General features: G+C 66.9%; 15 protein-coding genes. 10 read left to right on the top strand and 5 right to left on the bottom strand.

The genetic code is table 11. The annotated features are described in order from the left end of the window. From rplD to rpsJ, 3 genes are read right to left on the bottom strand one after another with little or no spacing between them, the layout of a single operon-like run. Complete coding sequence (gene rplD / locus ABLE92_RS14870; RefSeq protein WP_348805560.1) at positions 1-663, bottom strand: 50S ribosomal protein L4; 663 nt, start codon at positions 661-663, stop codon at positions 1-3. Continuing rightward, the gene (gene rplC / locus ABLE92_RS14875; protein ID WP_348805561.1) at positions 660-1,316 is read right to left on the bottom strand and encodes a 50S ribosomal protein L3; all 657 of its coding nucleotides are present in this window, start codon (positions 1,314-1,316) and stop codon (positions 660-662) included. Before rplC ends, rplD begins: the two co-directional genes overlap by 4 nt. A 19-nt stretch (positions 1,317-1,335) precedes the next feature. Beyond that, positions 1,336-1,641, bottom strand: a complete 306-nt coding sequence (gene rpsJ, locus ABLE92_RS14880; RefSeq protein ID WP_003938093.1) for a 30S ribosomal protein S10 — start codon at positions 1,639-1,641, stop codon at positions 1,336-1,338. Between the two features lie 536 nt (positions 1,642-2,177). Between rpsJ and ABLE92_RS14885 the strand changes: the two genes are divergently transcribed. Genes ABLE92_RS14885 through ABLE92_RS14895 form a run of 3 tightly spaced genes read left to right on the top strand, consistent with a single transcriptional unit; the run spans position 2,178 to position 5,695 of the window. Continuing rightward, the gene (locus ABLE92_RS14885; protein WP_348805562.1) at positions 2,178-2,963 is read left to right on the top strand and encodes a succinate dehydrogenase cytochrome b subunit; all 786 of its coding nucleotides are present in this window, start codon (positions 2,178-2,180) and stop codon (positions 2,961-2,963) included. A gap of 1 nt (position 2,964) precedes the next feature. Then, on the top strand, positions 2,965-4,935 hold the full coding sequence (locus ABLE92_RS14890) for a fumarate reductase/succinate dehydrogenase flavoprotein subunit (RefSeq protein ID WP_348805563.1): 1,971 nt from the start codon (positions 2,965-2,967) through the stop codon (positions 4,933-4,935). A 10-nt stretch (positions 4,936-4,945) separates the two neighbouring features. Beyond that, positions 4,946-5,695, top strand: coding sequence for a succinate dehydrogenase/fumarate reductase iron-sulfur subunit (locus ABLE92_RS14895; protein ID WP_348805564.1), 750 nt, complete (start codon positions 4,946-4,948; stop codon positions 5,693-5,695). 37 nt (positions 5,696-5,732) lie between these two features. Here ABLE92_RS14895 and ABLE92_RS14900 read toward each other — a convergent pair whose 3' ends face one another. Together ABLE92_RS14900 and ABLE92_RS14905 are read right to left on the bottom strand one after the other, a co-directional pair. Further along, a complete protein-coding gene (locus ABLE92_RS14900; protein ID WP_348805565.1) occupies positions 5,733-7,241 on the bottom strand; it encodes an anion permease in 1,509 nt (502 codons plus the stop codon). 27 nt (positions 7,242-7,268) lie between these two features. Beyond that, complete coding sequence (locus ABLE92_RS14905) at positions 7,269-7,547, bottom strand: hypothetical protein (protein WP_348805566.1); 279 nt, start codon at positions 7,545-7,547, stop codon at positions 7,269-7,271. Positions 7,548-7,773: 226 nt separating this feature from the next. Here ABLE92_RS14905 and ABLE92_RS14910 point away from each other — a divergent pair, with 226 nt between their 5' ends. The 7 genes from ABLE92_RS14910 (at position 7,774) to ABLE92_RS14940 (ending at position 16,421) form a co-directional block, all read left to right on the top strand. Continuing rightward, positions 7,774-8,259 carry a hotdog fold domain-containing protein gene (locus tag ABLE92_RS14910; protein ID WP_348805567.1) on the top strand — a complete coding sequence of 162 codons (486 nt, stop codon included), beginning with the start codon at positions 7,774-7,776 and terminating at the stop codon, positions 8,257-8,259. 102 nt (positions 8,260-8,361) lie between these two features. Further along, a complete protein-coding gene (locus tag ABLE92_RS14915; protein ID WP_348805569.1) occupies positions 8,362-10,164 on the top strand; it encodes an N-acetylglutaminylglutamine amidotransferase in 1,803 nt (600 codons plus the stop codon). Beyond that, positions 10,161-12,347: an alpha/beta hydrolase family protein gene (locus tag ABLE92_RS14920; RefSeq protein ID WP_348805570.1), complete on the top strand. Its 2,187-nt coding sequence runs from the start codon at positions 10,161-10,163 to the stop codon at positions 12,345-12,347. The genes ABLE92_RS14915 and ABLE92_RS14920 overlap by 4 nt, the downstream gene beginning before the upstream one ends. Beyond that, the gene (locus ABLE92_RS14925) at positions 12,344-13,033 is read left to right on the top strand and encodes a GntR family transcriptional regulator (protein ID WP_348805571.1); all 690 of its coding nucleotides are present in this window, start codon (positions 12,344-12,346) and stop codon (positions 13,031-13,033) included. Before ABLE92_RS14920 ends, ABLE92_RS14925 begins: the two co-directional genes overlap by 4 nt. Positions 13,034-13,422: 389 nt before the next feature. Continuing rightward, a complete protein-coding gene (locus ABLE92_RS14930) occupies positions 13,423-15,048 on the top strand; it encodes an NCS1 family nucleobase:cation symporter-1 (protein ID WP_348805572.1) in 1,626 nt (541 codons plus the stop codon). An 11-nt stretch (positions 15,049-15,059) separates the two neighbouring features. Then, positions 15,060-15,800, top strand: coding sequence for an aspartate/glutamate racemase family protein (locus ABLE92_RS14935; protein ID WP_348805573.1), 741 nt, complete (start codon positions 15,060-15,062; stop codon positions 15,798-15,800). Positions 15,801-15,839: 39 nt separating this feature from the next. After that, positions 15,840-16,421 (top strand): sigma-70 family RNA polymerase sigma factor, encoded by a 582-nt coding sequence (locus tag ABLE92_RS14940; protein ID WP_348805574.1) that lies wholly within the window; start codon positions 15,840-15,842, stop codon positions 16,419-16,421. The last annotated feature ends 5 nt before the right edge of the window (positions 16,422-16,426 follow it).

Here is a 16,426-nt window from a genome sequence, read left to right on the forward strand (position 1 = left end):
TCACGCCTCCTCTGCGTTGGTCTTGGTGTTTGCGGCGATGAACGCGTTGAGCGTCTCCACGCTGAACACCACATCGTCGGCGTCGAGGACGTCGTAGGTGTTGAGCTGATCGGCGGCGATCGGCAGAACGTTGCCCAGGTTCGCCACGCTCTTCCACGCGGTCAGATCCTCGCGGCCCAGCACGACCAGGAACTTGCGACGGTCGGTCAGGCTCTCCAGGAACTGGCGGGCGGTCTTGGTCGAAGGGACCTGACCGGCAACCAGTTCGGTGATCACGTGGATGCGCTCGTTGCGAGCACGATCGCTCAGCGCGCCGCGCAGGGCGGCCGCCTTCATCTTCTTGGGGGTGCGCTGGCTGTAGTCACGCGGCTGCGGACCGTGCACGGTGCCACCGCCGGCGAACTGCGGTGCGCGGGTCGAACCCTGACGGGCGCGACCGGTGCCCTTCTGCCGGTACGGCTTGGCCCCACCACCGCGGACGTCGCCGCGGGTCTTGGTGGCGTGCGTGCCCTGACGCGCGGCGGCCTGCTGGGCCACCACGACCTGGTGCAGCAACGAGATGTTGGCCGGTGCGTCGAACAGCTCGGCGGGCAGGTCGACGGTGCCGTTGGTCGAACCGTCGGCCGCCTTGACGTCGAGCGTCAGCTTGGTTGCGGTGCTCACTTGGAACCACCCTTCACTGCATCGCGAACCACCACGACGCCGCCCTTGCGACCCGGGATCGCTCCCTTGATCAGCAGCAGGCCGGCCTCGGCGTCCACCTTGTGGACGGTGAGGTTCTGCGTGGTCACCTTGTCGTTACCCATGCGTCCGGCCATCCGCATGCCCTTGAACACGCGGCCCGGGGTGGCACAGCCACCGATCGAGCCCGGTGCGCGGTGCACGCGGTGAGCGCCGTGGCTGGCACCCAGACCGGAGAAGCCGTGACGCTTCATGGCGCCGGCGAAGCCCTTGCCCTTGGAGGTGCCGGTGACATCCACCAGCGCACCATCGGCGAAGATCTCGGCGGTCAGTTCCTGACCGATCTCGAGTTCGCTGACGTCGGCAACACGGATCTCGGCCAGGTGACGGCGCGGGGTGACCCCGGCCTTCGCATACTGACCGGCGACCGGCTTGTTGACCTTGCGGGGATCGATGGCGCCGTAGGCGAGCTGGACGGCGGTGTAGCCGTCACGGTCCGCGGTACGCAGCTGGGTGATGACGTTCGGGCCCGCCGCGATGACGGTGACCGGAACGACACGGTTGTTTTCGTCGAAGACCTGGGTCATGCCGAGCTTGGTGCCCAAAATGCCCTTGGTCGCAGATTGATTGCTCATGATTCTCTTCGCCCCCCGCCTACTGGATGTTGACGTCGACGCTGGCCGGCAGGTCGATGCGCATCAGCGCGTCGACCGTCTTCGGCGTCGGGTCGAGGATGTCGATGAGTCGCTTGTGGGTACGCATCTCGAAGTGTTCGCGGCTGTCCTTGTACTTGTGCGGCGAACGGATGACGCAGTACACGTTCTTCTCGGTGGGCAACGGCACCGGGCCGACGACACGTGCACCCGTACGGGTCACGGTCTCCACGATCTTGCGCGCCGAAGCGTCGATCGCCTCGTGGTCGTAGGCCTTGAGCCTGATGCGGATCTTCTGTCCCGCCACGCTGTGTCCTCTTCCGTCAGTTGTTCTCGACAGACAAACACCGCGTGCTCAGGCGGCGACACACATCGCCGATGGGCACAGAGATCCTCGCGTGAGAGTCGGGGATCGACGCTGTTCATCTGTCGTTGTACGTTGACTCGTCACTGGGACGAGCCTGGTTGCTCCGGCACCCGCGGTCGGGCGTGTCGTGGCCGTGAACCGAATTCGGAGCACGCGTTACACGCCCAGTCCCCGTTGTCCGGGCCTGGGAGTCATTCACCCGCCGGCACACCGAGGTGCAGAAGGCCGCAAGAAATCCCTGCGTCCGCCGTCAGGCAACCCGACAAGTATGCACCACATGCGGGTCGGGATTCAAATCCGGGTCTGAGCTCGGGCGATGGCTCCCCCCGCCGGACGGTCTCACGCGGGCGCGCGTGCAGGCGAGGCCGAGCGAAGCGGCGATTCGCCCGGCAACCCGGCACCGATCCACCTACCGTTGCTCGGTAGGGACCCGTCATCCGGCTCGCCGGCCCCCGAGCCGACTGGGAAGGCCTGACATGAGCACGCTCATCCCACCGCAGTCCGGCGCACCAGCCTCCGGCGCCGACGCGCCCGCGGTCTCCACCCCGCGTGCGGTCACCCCGATGCCGACCGCACCTCGGCCGCGGCCGTCGAACGTCACGCTCAAGGTGACGATGGCCCTGACCGGCACGGTCTTCGCGTTGTTCGTGCTGGTCCACATGATCGGCAACCTGAAGATCTATACAGGCGCGCAGCACTTCGACGACTACGCGCACTGGTTGCGCACCCTGCTCGAGCCGCTGCTCCCCTACGAGGGCGCGCTGTGGATCTTCCGTGCAGTGCTGCTGGTGTGCCTGATCGCACACGTGGGTGCGTCGTTCATGCTGATCGGACGCTCCCACAAGGCCAAGGGCCGATTCCGGCGAAAGGGTATGAGCTGGAAGCGGATTCCGGCGACGATCATGCCGTACACCGGGATCGTGCTGCTGGTCTTCATCGTCATCCACATCCTGGATCTGACGACGGGCACCACACCGGTCGCCTCCGACGGATACGAGGCCGCCACCCGTGACCGCTCCTACGCCTACAACAACGTCATCGACAGTTTCCACCGCTGGCCGATGGCGCTGTTCTACATCCTGGTGATGGTGCTCCTGGGACTGCATCTGCTGCACGGACTGTGGAGCGTGATCAACGACCTCGGCGGCACCGGAAAGCGGTTACGCCAGGTGTGGGCGGTGGTGGGCGCGCTGATCGCCGCGGCCGTCATGCTCGGCAACATCACGATCCCCCTGGCCGTCCTGACCGGAGTGGTGAACTGACATGACCCATGCCGCACCCGCACCCGCTCTTGACCTCGACGCGTTGCGCACCCTCGGCGGCGAGCTGAGTTCCGGCGCCCCCGACGGCGACCCGGCCACCGCCTGGCAGCGCCGAAGAGACGCCTACCGCGTCGTCGGTCCGCTGAACCGGCGCAAGTTCCGGGTGATCGTCGTCGGCACCGGACTGGCCGGTTCCGGCTGCGCCGCAGCATTGGGCGAACTCGGCTACCACGTCTCGTCGTTCACCTTCCACGACGCCCCGCGCCGCGCCCACAGCGTCGCCGCGCAGGGCGGCATCAACGCCGCCCGCGCCCGCAAGGTCGACAACGATTCGATCCACCGCTTCGTCGTCGACACCGTCAAGGGCGGCGACTTCCGCGGCCGCGAGGCCGACGCCTTCCGGCTCGCCGAGGAATCGGTGCGCGTCATCGATCACCTCAACGCCATCGGTGCGCCCTTCGCCCGCGAATACGGGGGCGCGCTGGCCACTCGCAGCTTCGGTGGCGTGCAGGTCTCTCGCACCTACTACACCCGCGGCCAGACCGGGCAGCAGTTGCAGGTGGCCGCATCACAGGCACTGCTGCGGCAGGTGGGCGCCGGATCGGTCACCCTGCACACCCGCCAGGAGATGCTCGACCTGATTGTCGTCGACGGCCGTGCCCAGGGCATCATCACCCGCGACCTGGTGACCGGCGAGATCGGCGCGGAAACCGCCCACGCGGTGGTCTTGGCCACCGGCGGCTACGGCACCGTCTATTTCCAGTCGACCCTCGCCCGCAACTGCAATGCGACGGCGTCGTGGCGCGCGCACCGCCGCGGCGCGCTGCTGGCCTCACCGTCGTTCATCCAGTTCCATCCCACGGCCCTGCCGGTCAGCGCCCCCTGGCAGACCAAGACCACTCTGATGAGTGAGTCGCTGCGCAACGACGGCCGGATCTGGGTGCCGAAGAAGCCCGGTGACGACCGCCCGCCGGGCGACATCCCCGACGCCGAACGCGACTACTACCTCGAACGCAAGTACCCGACCTACGGCAACCTCACCCCGCGTGATGTGGCCTCGCGCGCCGCGCGCGAGCAGATCGAATCCGGCCACGGCGTCGGCCCCCTGCACAACAGCGTCTACCTCGACTTCGCCGACGCCCTGGCACGACTGGGCAAACCGACGATCGCCGAACGCTACGGCAACCTGTTCACGATGTATCGCGACGCCACCGGCGAGGACCCCTACGAGGTGCCGATGCGGATCGCACCGGCGGCACACTTCACCATGGGCGGGCTGTGGTCGGACTTCGATCAGATGACGTCGATCCCCGGACTGTTCGTCGGCGGCGAGGTCGGCTGGGGTTACCACGGGGCCAACCGGCTCGGTGCCAACTCGTTGCTGTCGGCCTGCGTCGACGGGTGGTTCACCCTGCCGTACTCGGTCCCGAACTACCTCGCGCCGCTGCTGGGCGAGGAGCCTCTCGATCTCGGCCATGACGCGGTGCTCGAGACCGCCGAGGCGGTGCGCGACCGCATCTCCCGACTGATTGCCGTCGACGGGACCACCGGCCCGGACCGCTTTCACCGCCGACTCGGCGAGATCCTGTACCGCGGCTGCGGCGTCGCCCGCAGTGTCGACGGCCTGGTCACCGCGATCGGTGACATCCGCGCCCTGCGCGAGGAGTTCTGGTCCGACGTGCGGGTGGTCGGTTCGGGGCGGGCGTTCAATCAGGAGCTCGAACGCGCCGGGCGGGTCGCCGACTTCCTCGAACTCGCCGAGGTGATGTGCGTCGACGCCCTCGACCGCGCCGAATCCGCCGGCGCTCACTTCCGTGTCGATCACCAGACGCCCGGCGGTGAGGCGATGCGCGACGACGAGAACTTCTGCTTCGCCTCCGCGTGGGAGACCACCCCGGAGGGGGCACACATCCGTCATGCCGAACCGTTGTCGTTCAGCGCGGTTCCGCTCCAGACCCGCAATTACAAGTGAGGGCTCGCAGATGAAGATCACCATCGAGGCCTGGCGCCAGTCCGACGCGGATGCCCCGGGCACCTTCGAGACCTACACCCTCGACGACGCCACCCCGGAGATGTCACTGCTCGACGTCCTCGACCGGCTCAACGATCACCTCGTCGCCGACGGCCGGGAACCCATCGCCTTCGACTCCGACTGCCGGGAGGGTGTCTGCGGGTCGTGCGGGATGATGGTCAACGACCGCCCACACGGCCCGACCCCGAACACGCCGTCGTGCCGTCAGCATCTGCGGCATTTCGGTGACATCACCCACCTCAAGCTGGAACCGTTGCGCGCCAAGTCTTTTCCGGTCATCCGCGATCTGGTGGTGGATCGCTCGGCGCTGGACCGGGTGATCGAGGCCGGTGGCCACGTCGCCGTCAACGCCGGGCAGGCCACCGACGCCGATGACCACCTCGTCGATCACGACACCAGTGAGACCGCACTGGATTATGCGGCGTGCATCGGATGCGGCGCGTGTGTGGCGGCTTGCCCGAACGGCGCCGCGCATCTGTTCACCGGCGCCAAACTCCTGCACCTTGCCGCCCTCACCTACGGCAAACGCGAACGCGGCAGGCGGGCCCGGGCGATCACCGGCCAGATGGAGGCCGACTTCGGTCCGTGCTCCACCTACGGCGAATGCGCGACGGTGTGCCCGGCCGGTATCCCGCTCGACGCGGTGGCCGGCGTCAACCGTGAGGCTCTGCGTTTCTCGTTCCGGCACAAGGCCGACTGACCACTACCGCTGACCGCCACGGTGCTCGCCGAGTCCCTCACCACACGCCGATGAGTTTCATCCACGGCGCACCGACCGCGGTCCAGACGACGATGATCACGATCGACATCAGGAATCCGACACGGAACCATTCGGTGGTCTTGATGTAGCCCGATCCGTACATCACTCCCGCTGGCCCGGAGGAGTAGTGCGCGAGACCGCCGAACAGGTTGCCGATGAAGCCGAACACCAACGCCGCGAACAACGGTGGGGCGCCGGCGGTGATGGCCGCGCCGAGGAACACCGCATACATGGCCACGATCTGCGCGGTGTTGGAGGCGAACAGGTAGTGGACGTAGAAGTAGACGAGGGTGAGCACCGCGAAGGCCGCCAACCAGGGCAGCCCGCCGACGCTGTCGGCCACCTTGTCGCCGACCCAGTCGATCACCTTGAGCTTGCGTAGTTCGTCGGCCATGGCGACGAGCACACCGAAGAAGATCAGCGTCTGCCATGCCCCGGTGTCGGTCACCAGATTCTTCCAGGTGAGCACCCCGGTGACGAGCAGGATGGCGATGCCGACGAAGGCGGTCGTCGTCGCGTCCACGTCGAGCTGATCGCCGAGGCACCACAGCACGAGCAGGAGCACGAAGGTGGCGCCCATGATCCATTCGTGCACCGTCATCGCGCCCTGCTCACGCAGTTGCTTCCGCGCGAGCTCCGGGGCCTCCGGGGTCTTCGTCCGCGTCGGCGCGTAGATCTTGCTCATCACCCACGGCACCACGATCAGGCTCACCAGACCCGGGACGAGCGCGGCGAGTGCCCACTGCCCCCAGCTGATCTCGATGCCCTTGTCCTTGGCGGCGTCGACGGCGAGCGGGTTGCCGGCCATCGCGGTGACGAACATCGCCGAGGTGATCACGTTGACCTGCAGCGCGGTCAGCAGCAGGTAGGCGCCCAGCTTGCGCCGCGAGGCATCGGATTCGGGGGTCGAATCCTCCAGGATGGCCAGTGACCGGACGATCGGGTACACCACGCCGCCGGCTCGTGCGGTGTTCGACGGTGTCGCCGGCGCCAGGATGAGATCGGTGACCGCCATGCCGTAGGCCAGTCCGAGACTCGACCTGCCGATCGCCCGGACGAAGAGCAGCGCGATCCGCTTACCGAGGCCGGTGACAATGAATCCCTCGGCGATGAAGAACGACGCCACGATCAGCCAGATGGTGGTGTTGGAGAAGCCGGCGAGGGCGTCGGCGGCCGACATCGTCTTGGTGATCATCGCGACGGCCAATCCCACCAGCGCCACCGAACCGGTGGGCAACGGCTGCAGGATCAGGCCGAGGATGGTGGCGACGAAGATGCCCAGCATCCGCATGCCGCTCGCGTCGACGCCGTCGGGGGCGGGGATGAAGAAGATGATGAGTCCGACGATCACCGGGATCGACGCCGTGTACCAGATCGACGGAACACGACGGCGTCCCGGCGATCCCGACGTCTGGGAGCTCGGGGCCGGGGAGCTCTCCGGGGCCGACGAGCCCTCCGGAGCCGTGGGCGGCTCTGCGGGCGACATGGATCCATGGTCGCCCGCTCAAGCCGATCAGGGCAGCGGAATCCAGAATCCGAAGAACCAGAAACCGTGCGGGGTCGACTGGCGCGGCGCCGGCTGCGGGGTCTGCTGGCGGCGGGGCTGCTGCTGACGCTGAGGCTGTTGTTGTTGCGGCTGCTGCTGTTGCTGTTGCTGCGGCCGGCTCTGGTGGGTTCCCTGCTGCTGCGTCGGCGCGGCGTCGGCCAGGCCGGCGCCCGCGCCGACTCCGGTCACGATGGCTCCGGCGGCGAGAACCCCGGCGGCCGTGCGCTTGAGAGTGAGAGTCGACATATTCCTCAGATCCTTTCGAATGAGCGGCGGCAACGGGAGCACCGCTTCTAAGTGGTTACGCTACAAGCGATTTCGTGATGATTACATGGATGACCGCTGCGAAAACCCTGTGCGCGGGCGTACTGTTTGCCCGTTTTGCCGTCTTTGTCGATGGGCATCTACCAGCCGACGTACAGCCGCGACGCCGGGACCATCAGTCAACTGACCGGCCGGTAAGGTTGTCGCCATGGTCGACTCCACACCCGTCAGCGCCACGTACGCACTGCGTCGCCGCCTGCCCGACAACCTCCTCGGACACGTCTTGTTCTCGGTCGGGATGGTCGCCCGCGTCCCCTACTTCGGCACCGTGCTGCCCCTCGTCGACGACATGCGCCCGGGGTTCTGTCGCGTCATCGCGCCCAAATGGTTCGGCGTCCACAATCACATCGGCACCTTCCACGCGATCGCCGCCTGCAACCTCGCCGAGACCGCGATGGGCATGTTGATGGAGGCGACCCTGCCGACCAGCCACCGGTGGCTGCCCAAGGCGATGTCGACGCAGTATCTGGCGAAGGCCACCACCCGGTTGACGGCGGAGGCGACGTTGACCGCTCCGCTCGACGTCGAGTCCATCACCGAGGGCACCGAGGTGGTGGTGTCGATCCGCATCCTCGACACGCACGGCACCGAGGTCGTCCACGCCGACATCACGACGTGGGTGACACCGCGCTGACCAGCACCGACCCGCCCACCTCGACGTCTTGCACTGACGCACCGCGCCCGACCTCATAGGCTGGGACGATGACCTCGCAGCACCGACGGAAGGACTGATCACATGTGTGGAGTCTGCGGTGAGATCCGCTTCGACGGGTCGGTACCCGACGTCACCGCCGTGGAGGCCATGACCGGCGCGATGATCCGGCGTGGACCCGACGCCGCCGGCGTGTACCTGAAAGGCAATGTCGCGCTGGGCCATCGGCGCCTGAAGATCATCGACCTGTCCGAGCGTGGCAGCCAGCCGATGGTCGATCCGGAGCTCGGTCTGGCGATGGTGTTCAACGGCTGTATCTACAACTATCAGGAGCTGCGCACCGAACTCGAGGGCATGGGGTATCGCTTCTTCTCTCACGCCGACTCCGAGGTCATCCTCAAGGCGTTTCACGCGTGGGGATCGGAGTGCGTCGACCGCCTGATCGGCATGTTCGCCTTCGCGATCACCGACACCGACACCGGGACCACCACCCTGGCCCGCGACCGTCTCGGCATCAAACCGCTCTATCTGGCCGAGTCGCCGGGACGGTTGCGGTTCGCATCGTCGTTGCAGGCGTTGCTGCGTGCCGGTGACGTCGACACCTCCATCGACCGGATCGCGCTGCACCACTATTTCAGCTTCCACGCGGTCGTCCCGGCACCGCACACCATGTACAACGGCATCCGCAAACTGCCGCCGGCCACCGTGCGCATCATCACCCGCGACGGCCGCAGCACCGAACGCCGCTACTGGGAGCCGGCGTTCGAACCGCACCCCGATCGTCTCGACTGGGACGAGAAGCGATGGCAGCACGAGATCCTGGATTCGCTGCGGACCTCGGTGCGGCGCCGGATGGTCGCCGACGTGCCGGTCGGGGTGCTGCTGTCCGGCGGCGTCGACTCCTCGTTGGTGGTGGCTCTGCTGGCCGAACAGGGTCAGCACGACCTCGCTACCTTCAGCATCGGATTCGATTCCGCGGCAGGTGAATCCGGTGACGAGTACGCGTACTCCGATCTCATCGCCGACACCTTCGCGACCAATCATCACAAGATCCACATCGGCACCGACCGCCTGCTGCCGGCGGTGCCCGACACGATCGCCGCGATGAGCGAACCCATGGTCAGCCACGACTGTGTGGCCTTCTATCTGCTCTCCCAGGAGGTCAGCCGCTCGATCAAGGTGGTGCAGTCCGGGCAGGGTGCCGACGAGATCCTCGGCGGTTACTCCTGGTATCCGCCGCTGGCGGGTATCGCCCGCCCGGAGACCACCAAGGCCTACCGGGAGTACTTCTTCGACCGATCCCACGAGGACATCACCGCGATCCTGTCCGATGACTACCTCTTCGGCGACTCCGACTACGACCCGAGCTGGGAGTTCGCCTACGCGCATCAGTCCGCACCCGGCGCCAACACCGCCGTCGACGCCGCCCTGCGCCTGGACACCACGATCATGCTGGTCGACGACCCGGTCAAGCGCGTGGACACCATGACGATGGCCTGGGGCCTGGAGGCTCGCGTGCCATTCCTGGATCACGAGTTCGTCGAGCTCGCCGCCACCTGCCCGCCGGACCTGAAACTCGCTCATGGCGGCAAGGGCGTGCTCAAGGAGGCCAGCCGCGCACTGCTGCCGTCGGCGGTCATCGACCGCACCAAGGGGTACTTCCCGGTGCCCGGTATCCGGCATCTGGAGGGCCCGGTCTTCGATCTGGTGGCCGATGCGCTCAAGACCCGCTCGGCGGTGGACCGTGGACTGTATCGTCCGGCCGCGCTGGATCGACTCTTCGCCGATCCCAACGGGATTCGCACCACCCTCGACGGCAACGAACTGTGGCAGGTCGCCATGCTGGAGATGTGGCTGCAGTCGATGGAAGACATCACCGCGCCGTGACCGCGTCCGTTCCGGATCCGGCCGAGCCCTTCGGGATCGAGGCCGGTCCCACTGATCCCGCGCATTCGGTGCGTTTCGACGAGAACGGCTGGCACACCTATGCGCCGTCGGTGTCCCCGGACGGATCGGCGTTCGCCTACATCGTCGACGACGGCACTGGTTATCCCCGTGCCGCACAACGTATCCTGACCCCGGAGGGCGTCGGCGAGCTGCGCTGGGTGCGCGTCCCGGCCACCGGACCGGTCCGCAAACTCGTTCACTCCAGCGACGGCCAGTGGCTGGCCGTCGAGTTGGCGCCCGGCGGCGGTGAGCATCACCAGGTCTGGGTGGTCACCACCAACCCCGACGACGACACCGCCCACCGGGTGGCCGCCACCCGGTCCGACGGCGATCCGTATTCACCGGGCGGACGATCCTTCGGCACCGTGACCCTCGTCGGCTGGGACACCGACTGGGTGCTGATCACCGCCACCGACACCGACGGCACCGCCCATTCGCTGCGTATCCACCCGAGCACCGGCACCACGCAGACCCTCGACGTCCGCGTCGGTGGCGCGCTCATCGACTCGTGGAAGGGAGCGACACTGCTGCGCGTCGGACCACGTGGTTATCACGACATGCTGCTGCTTCGACGACGCGACAGAGCCGAAGCACAGCACCCCTCGGGAATGAATCCGGGCTCGGGAGAAGGCTTTTCGCCGACCGCATCGCCCCGCCTGCGGTCCGCGGCACGGGTGCAACTCGGTTACGGTGACGATCCCGAGGTCGAGATGACCACCCTGCTGCCCAACGACCCGGGCTCGGTGACCGATGACGGGTACATCCTCGATCAGGGTTTCAACCATCCGTCGCTGGTGTTCGTCCGACCGCCGCAGGACGTCGAACGCGACCTGGACTCGGTGCAGGCGGTGGTGCGCAGCGACTTCGACGCCAAGTTCCCGCGACTGCTCGGGGTGGAGGTCGGCCGCCACGGCACGCGGGTACGCGTGTTGGCGCAGCGCGTCGACGTCGGCCTCGACGGGTTCGCGGTCAGCCACGATCAGTCGACCATCGCCATGCTGTGGAATGTGGACGGCCGCAGCGAATTACAGATCATGACCCTGCCGGATCAGACGCTGCACGATCCGATCCCGCTACCCGGTGAGGTGGGCTCGCAGCTGTCCATCTCGGCGGCGGGCACCCTGATCGCCCTGACGGTGTCGAGCCCGCAACACTCGCCGCTGGTGCACCTCATCAACACCACGTCCCGGGAGGTGACCGCCGTCCGCGACGACGTCGTCGTCGGCACCGGCCCGTCACACGCACTGCGCCCGGAACTGCACACCTTTTCTGCCCGCGACGGAATGGAATTGTCCGGCTGGCTCTTTCGGCCACGCGTCGACGCCAGCGCCGATCCCGATGCCGGGCCGACCCCGTACCTGCTGTACTTCCACGGTGGTCCCGAGGCCCAGACCCGACCCGACTACCACTTCCTGTTCGGTCCCCTCGTCGATGCCGGGATCGGCGTGTTCGCGCCGAATGTCCGCGGCTCGTCGGGGTATGGGCGGCTGTTCTCGCATGCCGACGATCGCTACGGCCGGTACGCCGGCATCGACGACGCCGCCGACTGCGCACTGTACCTGTCCGACAACAATATTGCCGATCCCGATGCGCTTTACGTGTCGGGCCGATCCTACGGCGGCTATCTGACCATGGCGTGTGTGACGTTCCATCCGGAGCTCTTCGCAGCCGGGATCGCCATCTGCGGGATGAGTGATCTGGAGTCGTTCTTCCGCAACACCGAACCGTGGATCGCGGTGGCCGCCTACACCAAATACGGTCACCCCGAATCGGATCGGGAGCTGTTGCGGGACCTGTCGCCAATCCACCGCATCGACGAGGTACGCGCTCCCCTCCTGGTGATCCACGGCGCCCACGACACCAACGTGCCGGTCAGCGAATCCCAACAGATCGTGCACGAACTGCGTGCCCGTGGACTGACCGCCGAGCTGCTGATGTTCGGTGACGAGGGCCACGAGATCGTCATCCGCGACAATCAACAGCGGATGACCGACGCGATCGCCGATTGGGTGCGGCGGCATCCGTCGGCCCGGGAAGCCCACGCCGCGTCGGCCCAGAACGCACGCGCGGCCGGATTCGGCTGGGACGGCGCGGGTTCCGGATTCGGGCGAGGCATCTCATGAACCGCCGACGACCCAACCCGCTCGTCTCCCGGCTCGTCGAGGTCCGTTCCCGCAGTGACCATTCGACCATCGAGGAGGAACTGCGCAGCCTCATCCTGTCCGGCGGCGCACCACCCGGTACCGCGATCCCGCCCGGCGAGGTCGCCGACGCCTACCGGGTGAGCCCCATCCCGGTGCGCGAGGCACTGAAAACCCTTGTCGGCGAAGGCCTCGTGGTGCATCAGCGCAATGCCGGCTACCGGGTGAGCCAGTTGTCCACCGAGGAACTCAAGGAGATCTACTTCGTCCGTGGCGTCCTCGAGCAGGCCGCACTGGCGCAGTCGGTGGAGCGGGTGACCGATGCCGACGTCGCCGCGGCCCGCGAGAGCCACGAGCAGCTGCTGACCGCCACCAAGTGGGGCGACGGGAAGTCCTTTCACGACGTCTCACGGCGATTTCACGCGCACCTCACCGACCCGTGCGGGATGCCGCGACTCCTGTCGATGTTCGAATCGACCTGGAATCTCACCGAACCGTTCCAAGTCATGCGCAGCGTCAGCGCCTCGACACAGACCCTGCTCAACGCCGATCACGAGGCGATGCTCGTGGCATTCGCCGACCGTGACACCGCCGCGGTTCTCCAGGTCGCCCGCGTTCACCATTCCCGGCTCGAGGCGGCCATTCTGGAGACGGCCGACCGCCGGTAGATCGGCCCCGACTGACAGCGCTCTCGTCACCGTTGACAGCGCTCGGTTCTTCACTGACAGCGCTCGGTTCTTCACTGACAGCGCTCTGCCGAGCCTTGATTCGATTGCGCAACAGGCACTCCGGACTCCGGTTCCACCGCGCGACAGCGCCGTCAGTGCGAAAGTGAGCGCTGTCAACGTCGAGGTGAGCGCTGTCAACGGCAGGGAGAGCGCTGTCGGTGACGAGGAAAGCGCTGCCAACGCAGAACGCCGAGCGTCTCGGCGGAACAGTAAAGATTTGTTAAAGTGACCCAGCGGATCCCGGGCCAAAATATATCCACCGATTAATCGGTCGGTAACACGACGTTCCTAGCGTGTTCTTCATCGAAATCCTCGATTGGAGACCCCCCATGTCCACTGAGTCACCCCAGGCCTCGACGCATCACAGCGCCGCCGGCGAAAGTGTCATCAAACCCGAGTACGACCCGTCACTGACCAACGAAGACCTTGCGCCACTGAAGCAGCAGACGTGGACGTGGTACAACATCTTCGCCTTCTGGATGTCGGACGTGCACAGCGTCGGCGGATACGTCTTCGCCGGAAGCCTGTTCGCGCTCGGCATCGCCGCGTGGCAGGTGCTGGTGGCGCTGATCGTCGGCATCGTCGCGGTCAATCTGCTGTGCAACCTGGTCGCCCGACCATCGCAGCAGGCCGGCGTCCCCTACCCGGTCACCACGCGCATTTCCTTCGGTATCAAGGGCGCCAACATCCCGGCCATCATCCGCGGCGTGATCGCGGTGGTCTGGTACGGAATTCAGACATATCTGGCGTCGGTGGCCTTCGGCCTGCTCGCCATCAAGTTCTGGCCGTCACTCGAGCAGTACGCCGACCCGGACATCCACTCCTTCCTCGGCCTGGCGCCGCTGGGCTGGGCGGGCTTCATGCTGATGTGGGTGCTGCAGGCACTGGTGTTCTGGAACGGCATGGACACCATCCGCAAGTTCATCGACTTCTGCGGTCCCGCAGTGTATGTCGTGATGATCCTGCTGGCCGGATACCTGATCGTCGAGGCCGGCTGGTCCAATGTGCACTTCGATCTCTCCGAAGGTTCCGGCACCACCGGATGGGCCTCGGTCACCGCGATGATCAGCGCCTTCGCCCTGGTGGTCTCCTACTTCTCCGGCCCGATGCTCAACTTCGGTGACTTCTCGCGCTACGGCAAGACTTTCGGCGAGGTCAAGAAGGGCAACTTCTGGGGTCTGCCGGTCAACTTCCTGTTCTTCTCGCTGCTGGTGGTCTGCACCGTCTCGGCGGGCGCCACGGTCATCGGCCGCGACGCCGACGGCAAGATCGTCACCGACCCGGTGCACATCGTCGACCAGATCGACAACACCACCGCCGCCGTGCTGGGCGTGCTGACCTTCGCGATCGCCACCATCGGCATCAACATCGTCGCGAACTTCGTCTCCCCTGCCTTCGACTTCTCCAACGTCGCACCCACCAAGATCACCTGGCGGATGGGCGGCATGATCGCCGCGGTCGGCTCGGTGCTGATCACCCCGTGGAATCTGTTCAACAACGCCAGCGCGATCCACTACACGATGGACACCCTCGGCGCGGTGATCGGTCCGCTGTTCGGCATCCTCATCGCCGACTTCTACCTGATCAAGCGCAAGCAGATCGTGGTCGACGACCTGTTCTCCACCAAGCCCACCGGCACCTACTTCTACCGCAACGGCTGGAATCCGGTCGCGGTGGCATCGGTGATCGCGGCGTCGATCATCCCGATCTGTTTCGTGCTTTTCGGCACCGCCTACCAGGCCAGCTTCACCTGGTTCATGGGCGCCGCGGCGGGTCTGGTCTTCTACTACTTCGGCATGCGCTACGCACCGAAGTCGTTCATCTACGGCTCCGGCCTGACCGCGGCCACGACGACCGACATCTCGGTGGCCGCCGACGGCACGACCACCGTCGCCGAGACTCCCACTGTTGTCACCGCCGGCGACGCCGAGGGCGACGGAATGGCGAAGGTCTGAGCGTCTCCGCCATGAAGCTGGTTGTCATCAACCCGAACACCACCGCCGAGATGACCGCGGTGATCGCCGCGGCCGCACGCTCCGTCGCGCGCGCCGATGCACAGATCATCGCGGTCACCTCGGCGATGGGACCGGCGTCCATCGAAAGTCACTACGACGAGGCGCTTGCCGTGCCCGGAGTGCTCGACGCGATCGCCGCGCACCCCGACGCCGACGGTTACCTGCTGGCCTGCTTCGGCGATCCGGGACTCGACGCGGCCCGCGAACTCGCGGACGCGCCGGTCCTCGGTATCGCCGAGGCGGGCATGCACCTCGCCGCCCCACTGGGGCGCGGCTTCTCGGTGGTCACCACGCTCTCACGCACCATCGGCCGAGCCGAGGATCTCGTCGACCACTACGGTTTCTCGAAGCACTGCAACGGTATTCATGCCTGCGACATCCCGGTGCTGGAACTCGAATCCAACCCCGACACCGCCGACATACTCGCCAAGGCCTGCGCCGACGCCCTGCACTCCGACGGTTCCGACGCGATCCTGCTCGGCTGCGCCGGCATGGCCGATCTCGCGCGCCGTATGTCGACACAGATCGGCGCACCGGTCATCGACGGCGTCGCCGCGGGAGTGGGCATGCTCGCGGCGATGGCCGCGATGGGCCTGCGCACCGGGACCGCCAGCGGCGAGTTCGCCCCGCCGCTGCCGAAACGCTACGTCGGCACGCTCGAGGGTTTCGGGATCGCGCCCGATCCCACCTGAGCGTGTGGCCGCAGCCGCGGACCCGATAGGCTCACCGTCATGGAGCCCACCGCCGACACCGACCCGGCCGATCACGAGGCTGCGTTAACTCGTGCGGCGCTGCGGGCTGCCACCGGCGACCGGGCCGCGTTGACGGAGTTCATCGAGGCCACCCACACCGATGTGTGGCGGTTCATCGCCCACCTCGGCCATGCGAGCACCGCCGACGACCTGACCCAGGAGACCTTCCTGCGGGCCATGCGGTCACTGCCCCGCTTCCGCGCCGAGGCCAGCGCCAAGACCTGGCTGCTCTCGATCGCCCGCCGCGTCTGCGCCGACGAGGTCCGCCGCGCGCAGTCGCGACCCCGCGTCAACGCCGACGTCGACTGGGTCAGCGCCGCCGACGCCGCCCATGCGGGCCGGTCCTACGTGCGCTGGGAAGATCTCGTCGAGGTCAACATGCTGCTCGCGGACCTGCCGACCGAACGTCGGGAAGCCCTGGTGCTCACCCAGATCCTCGGACTGTCGTATCAGGAGGTCGCCGAGGTCACCGGCTGCCCGATCGGGACCGTACGTTCCCGCGTGGCCCGCGCCCGCGAATCCCTCGTCGCCGCGTCGTCGGCTCATCGCCGCAGCGTGTAGACCTC

This window comes from Gordonia oleivorans (assembly GCF_040044975.1).
Taxonomy (GTDB): Bacteria; Actinomycetota; Actinomycetes; order Mycobacteriales; family Mycobacteriaceae; genus Gordonia; species Gordonia oleivorans.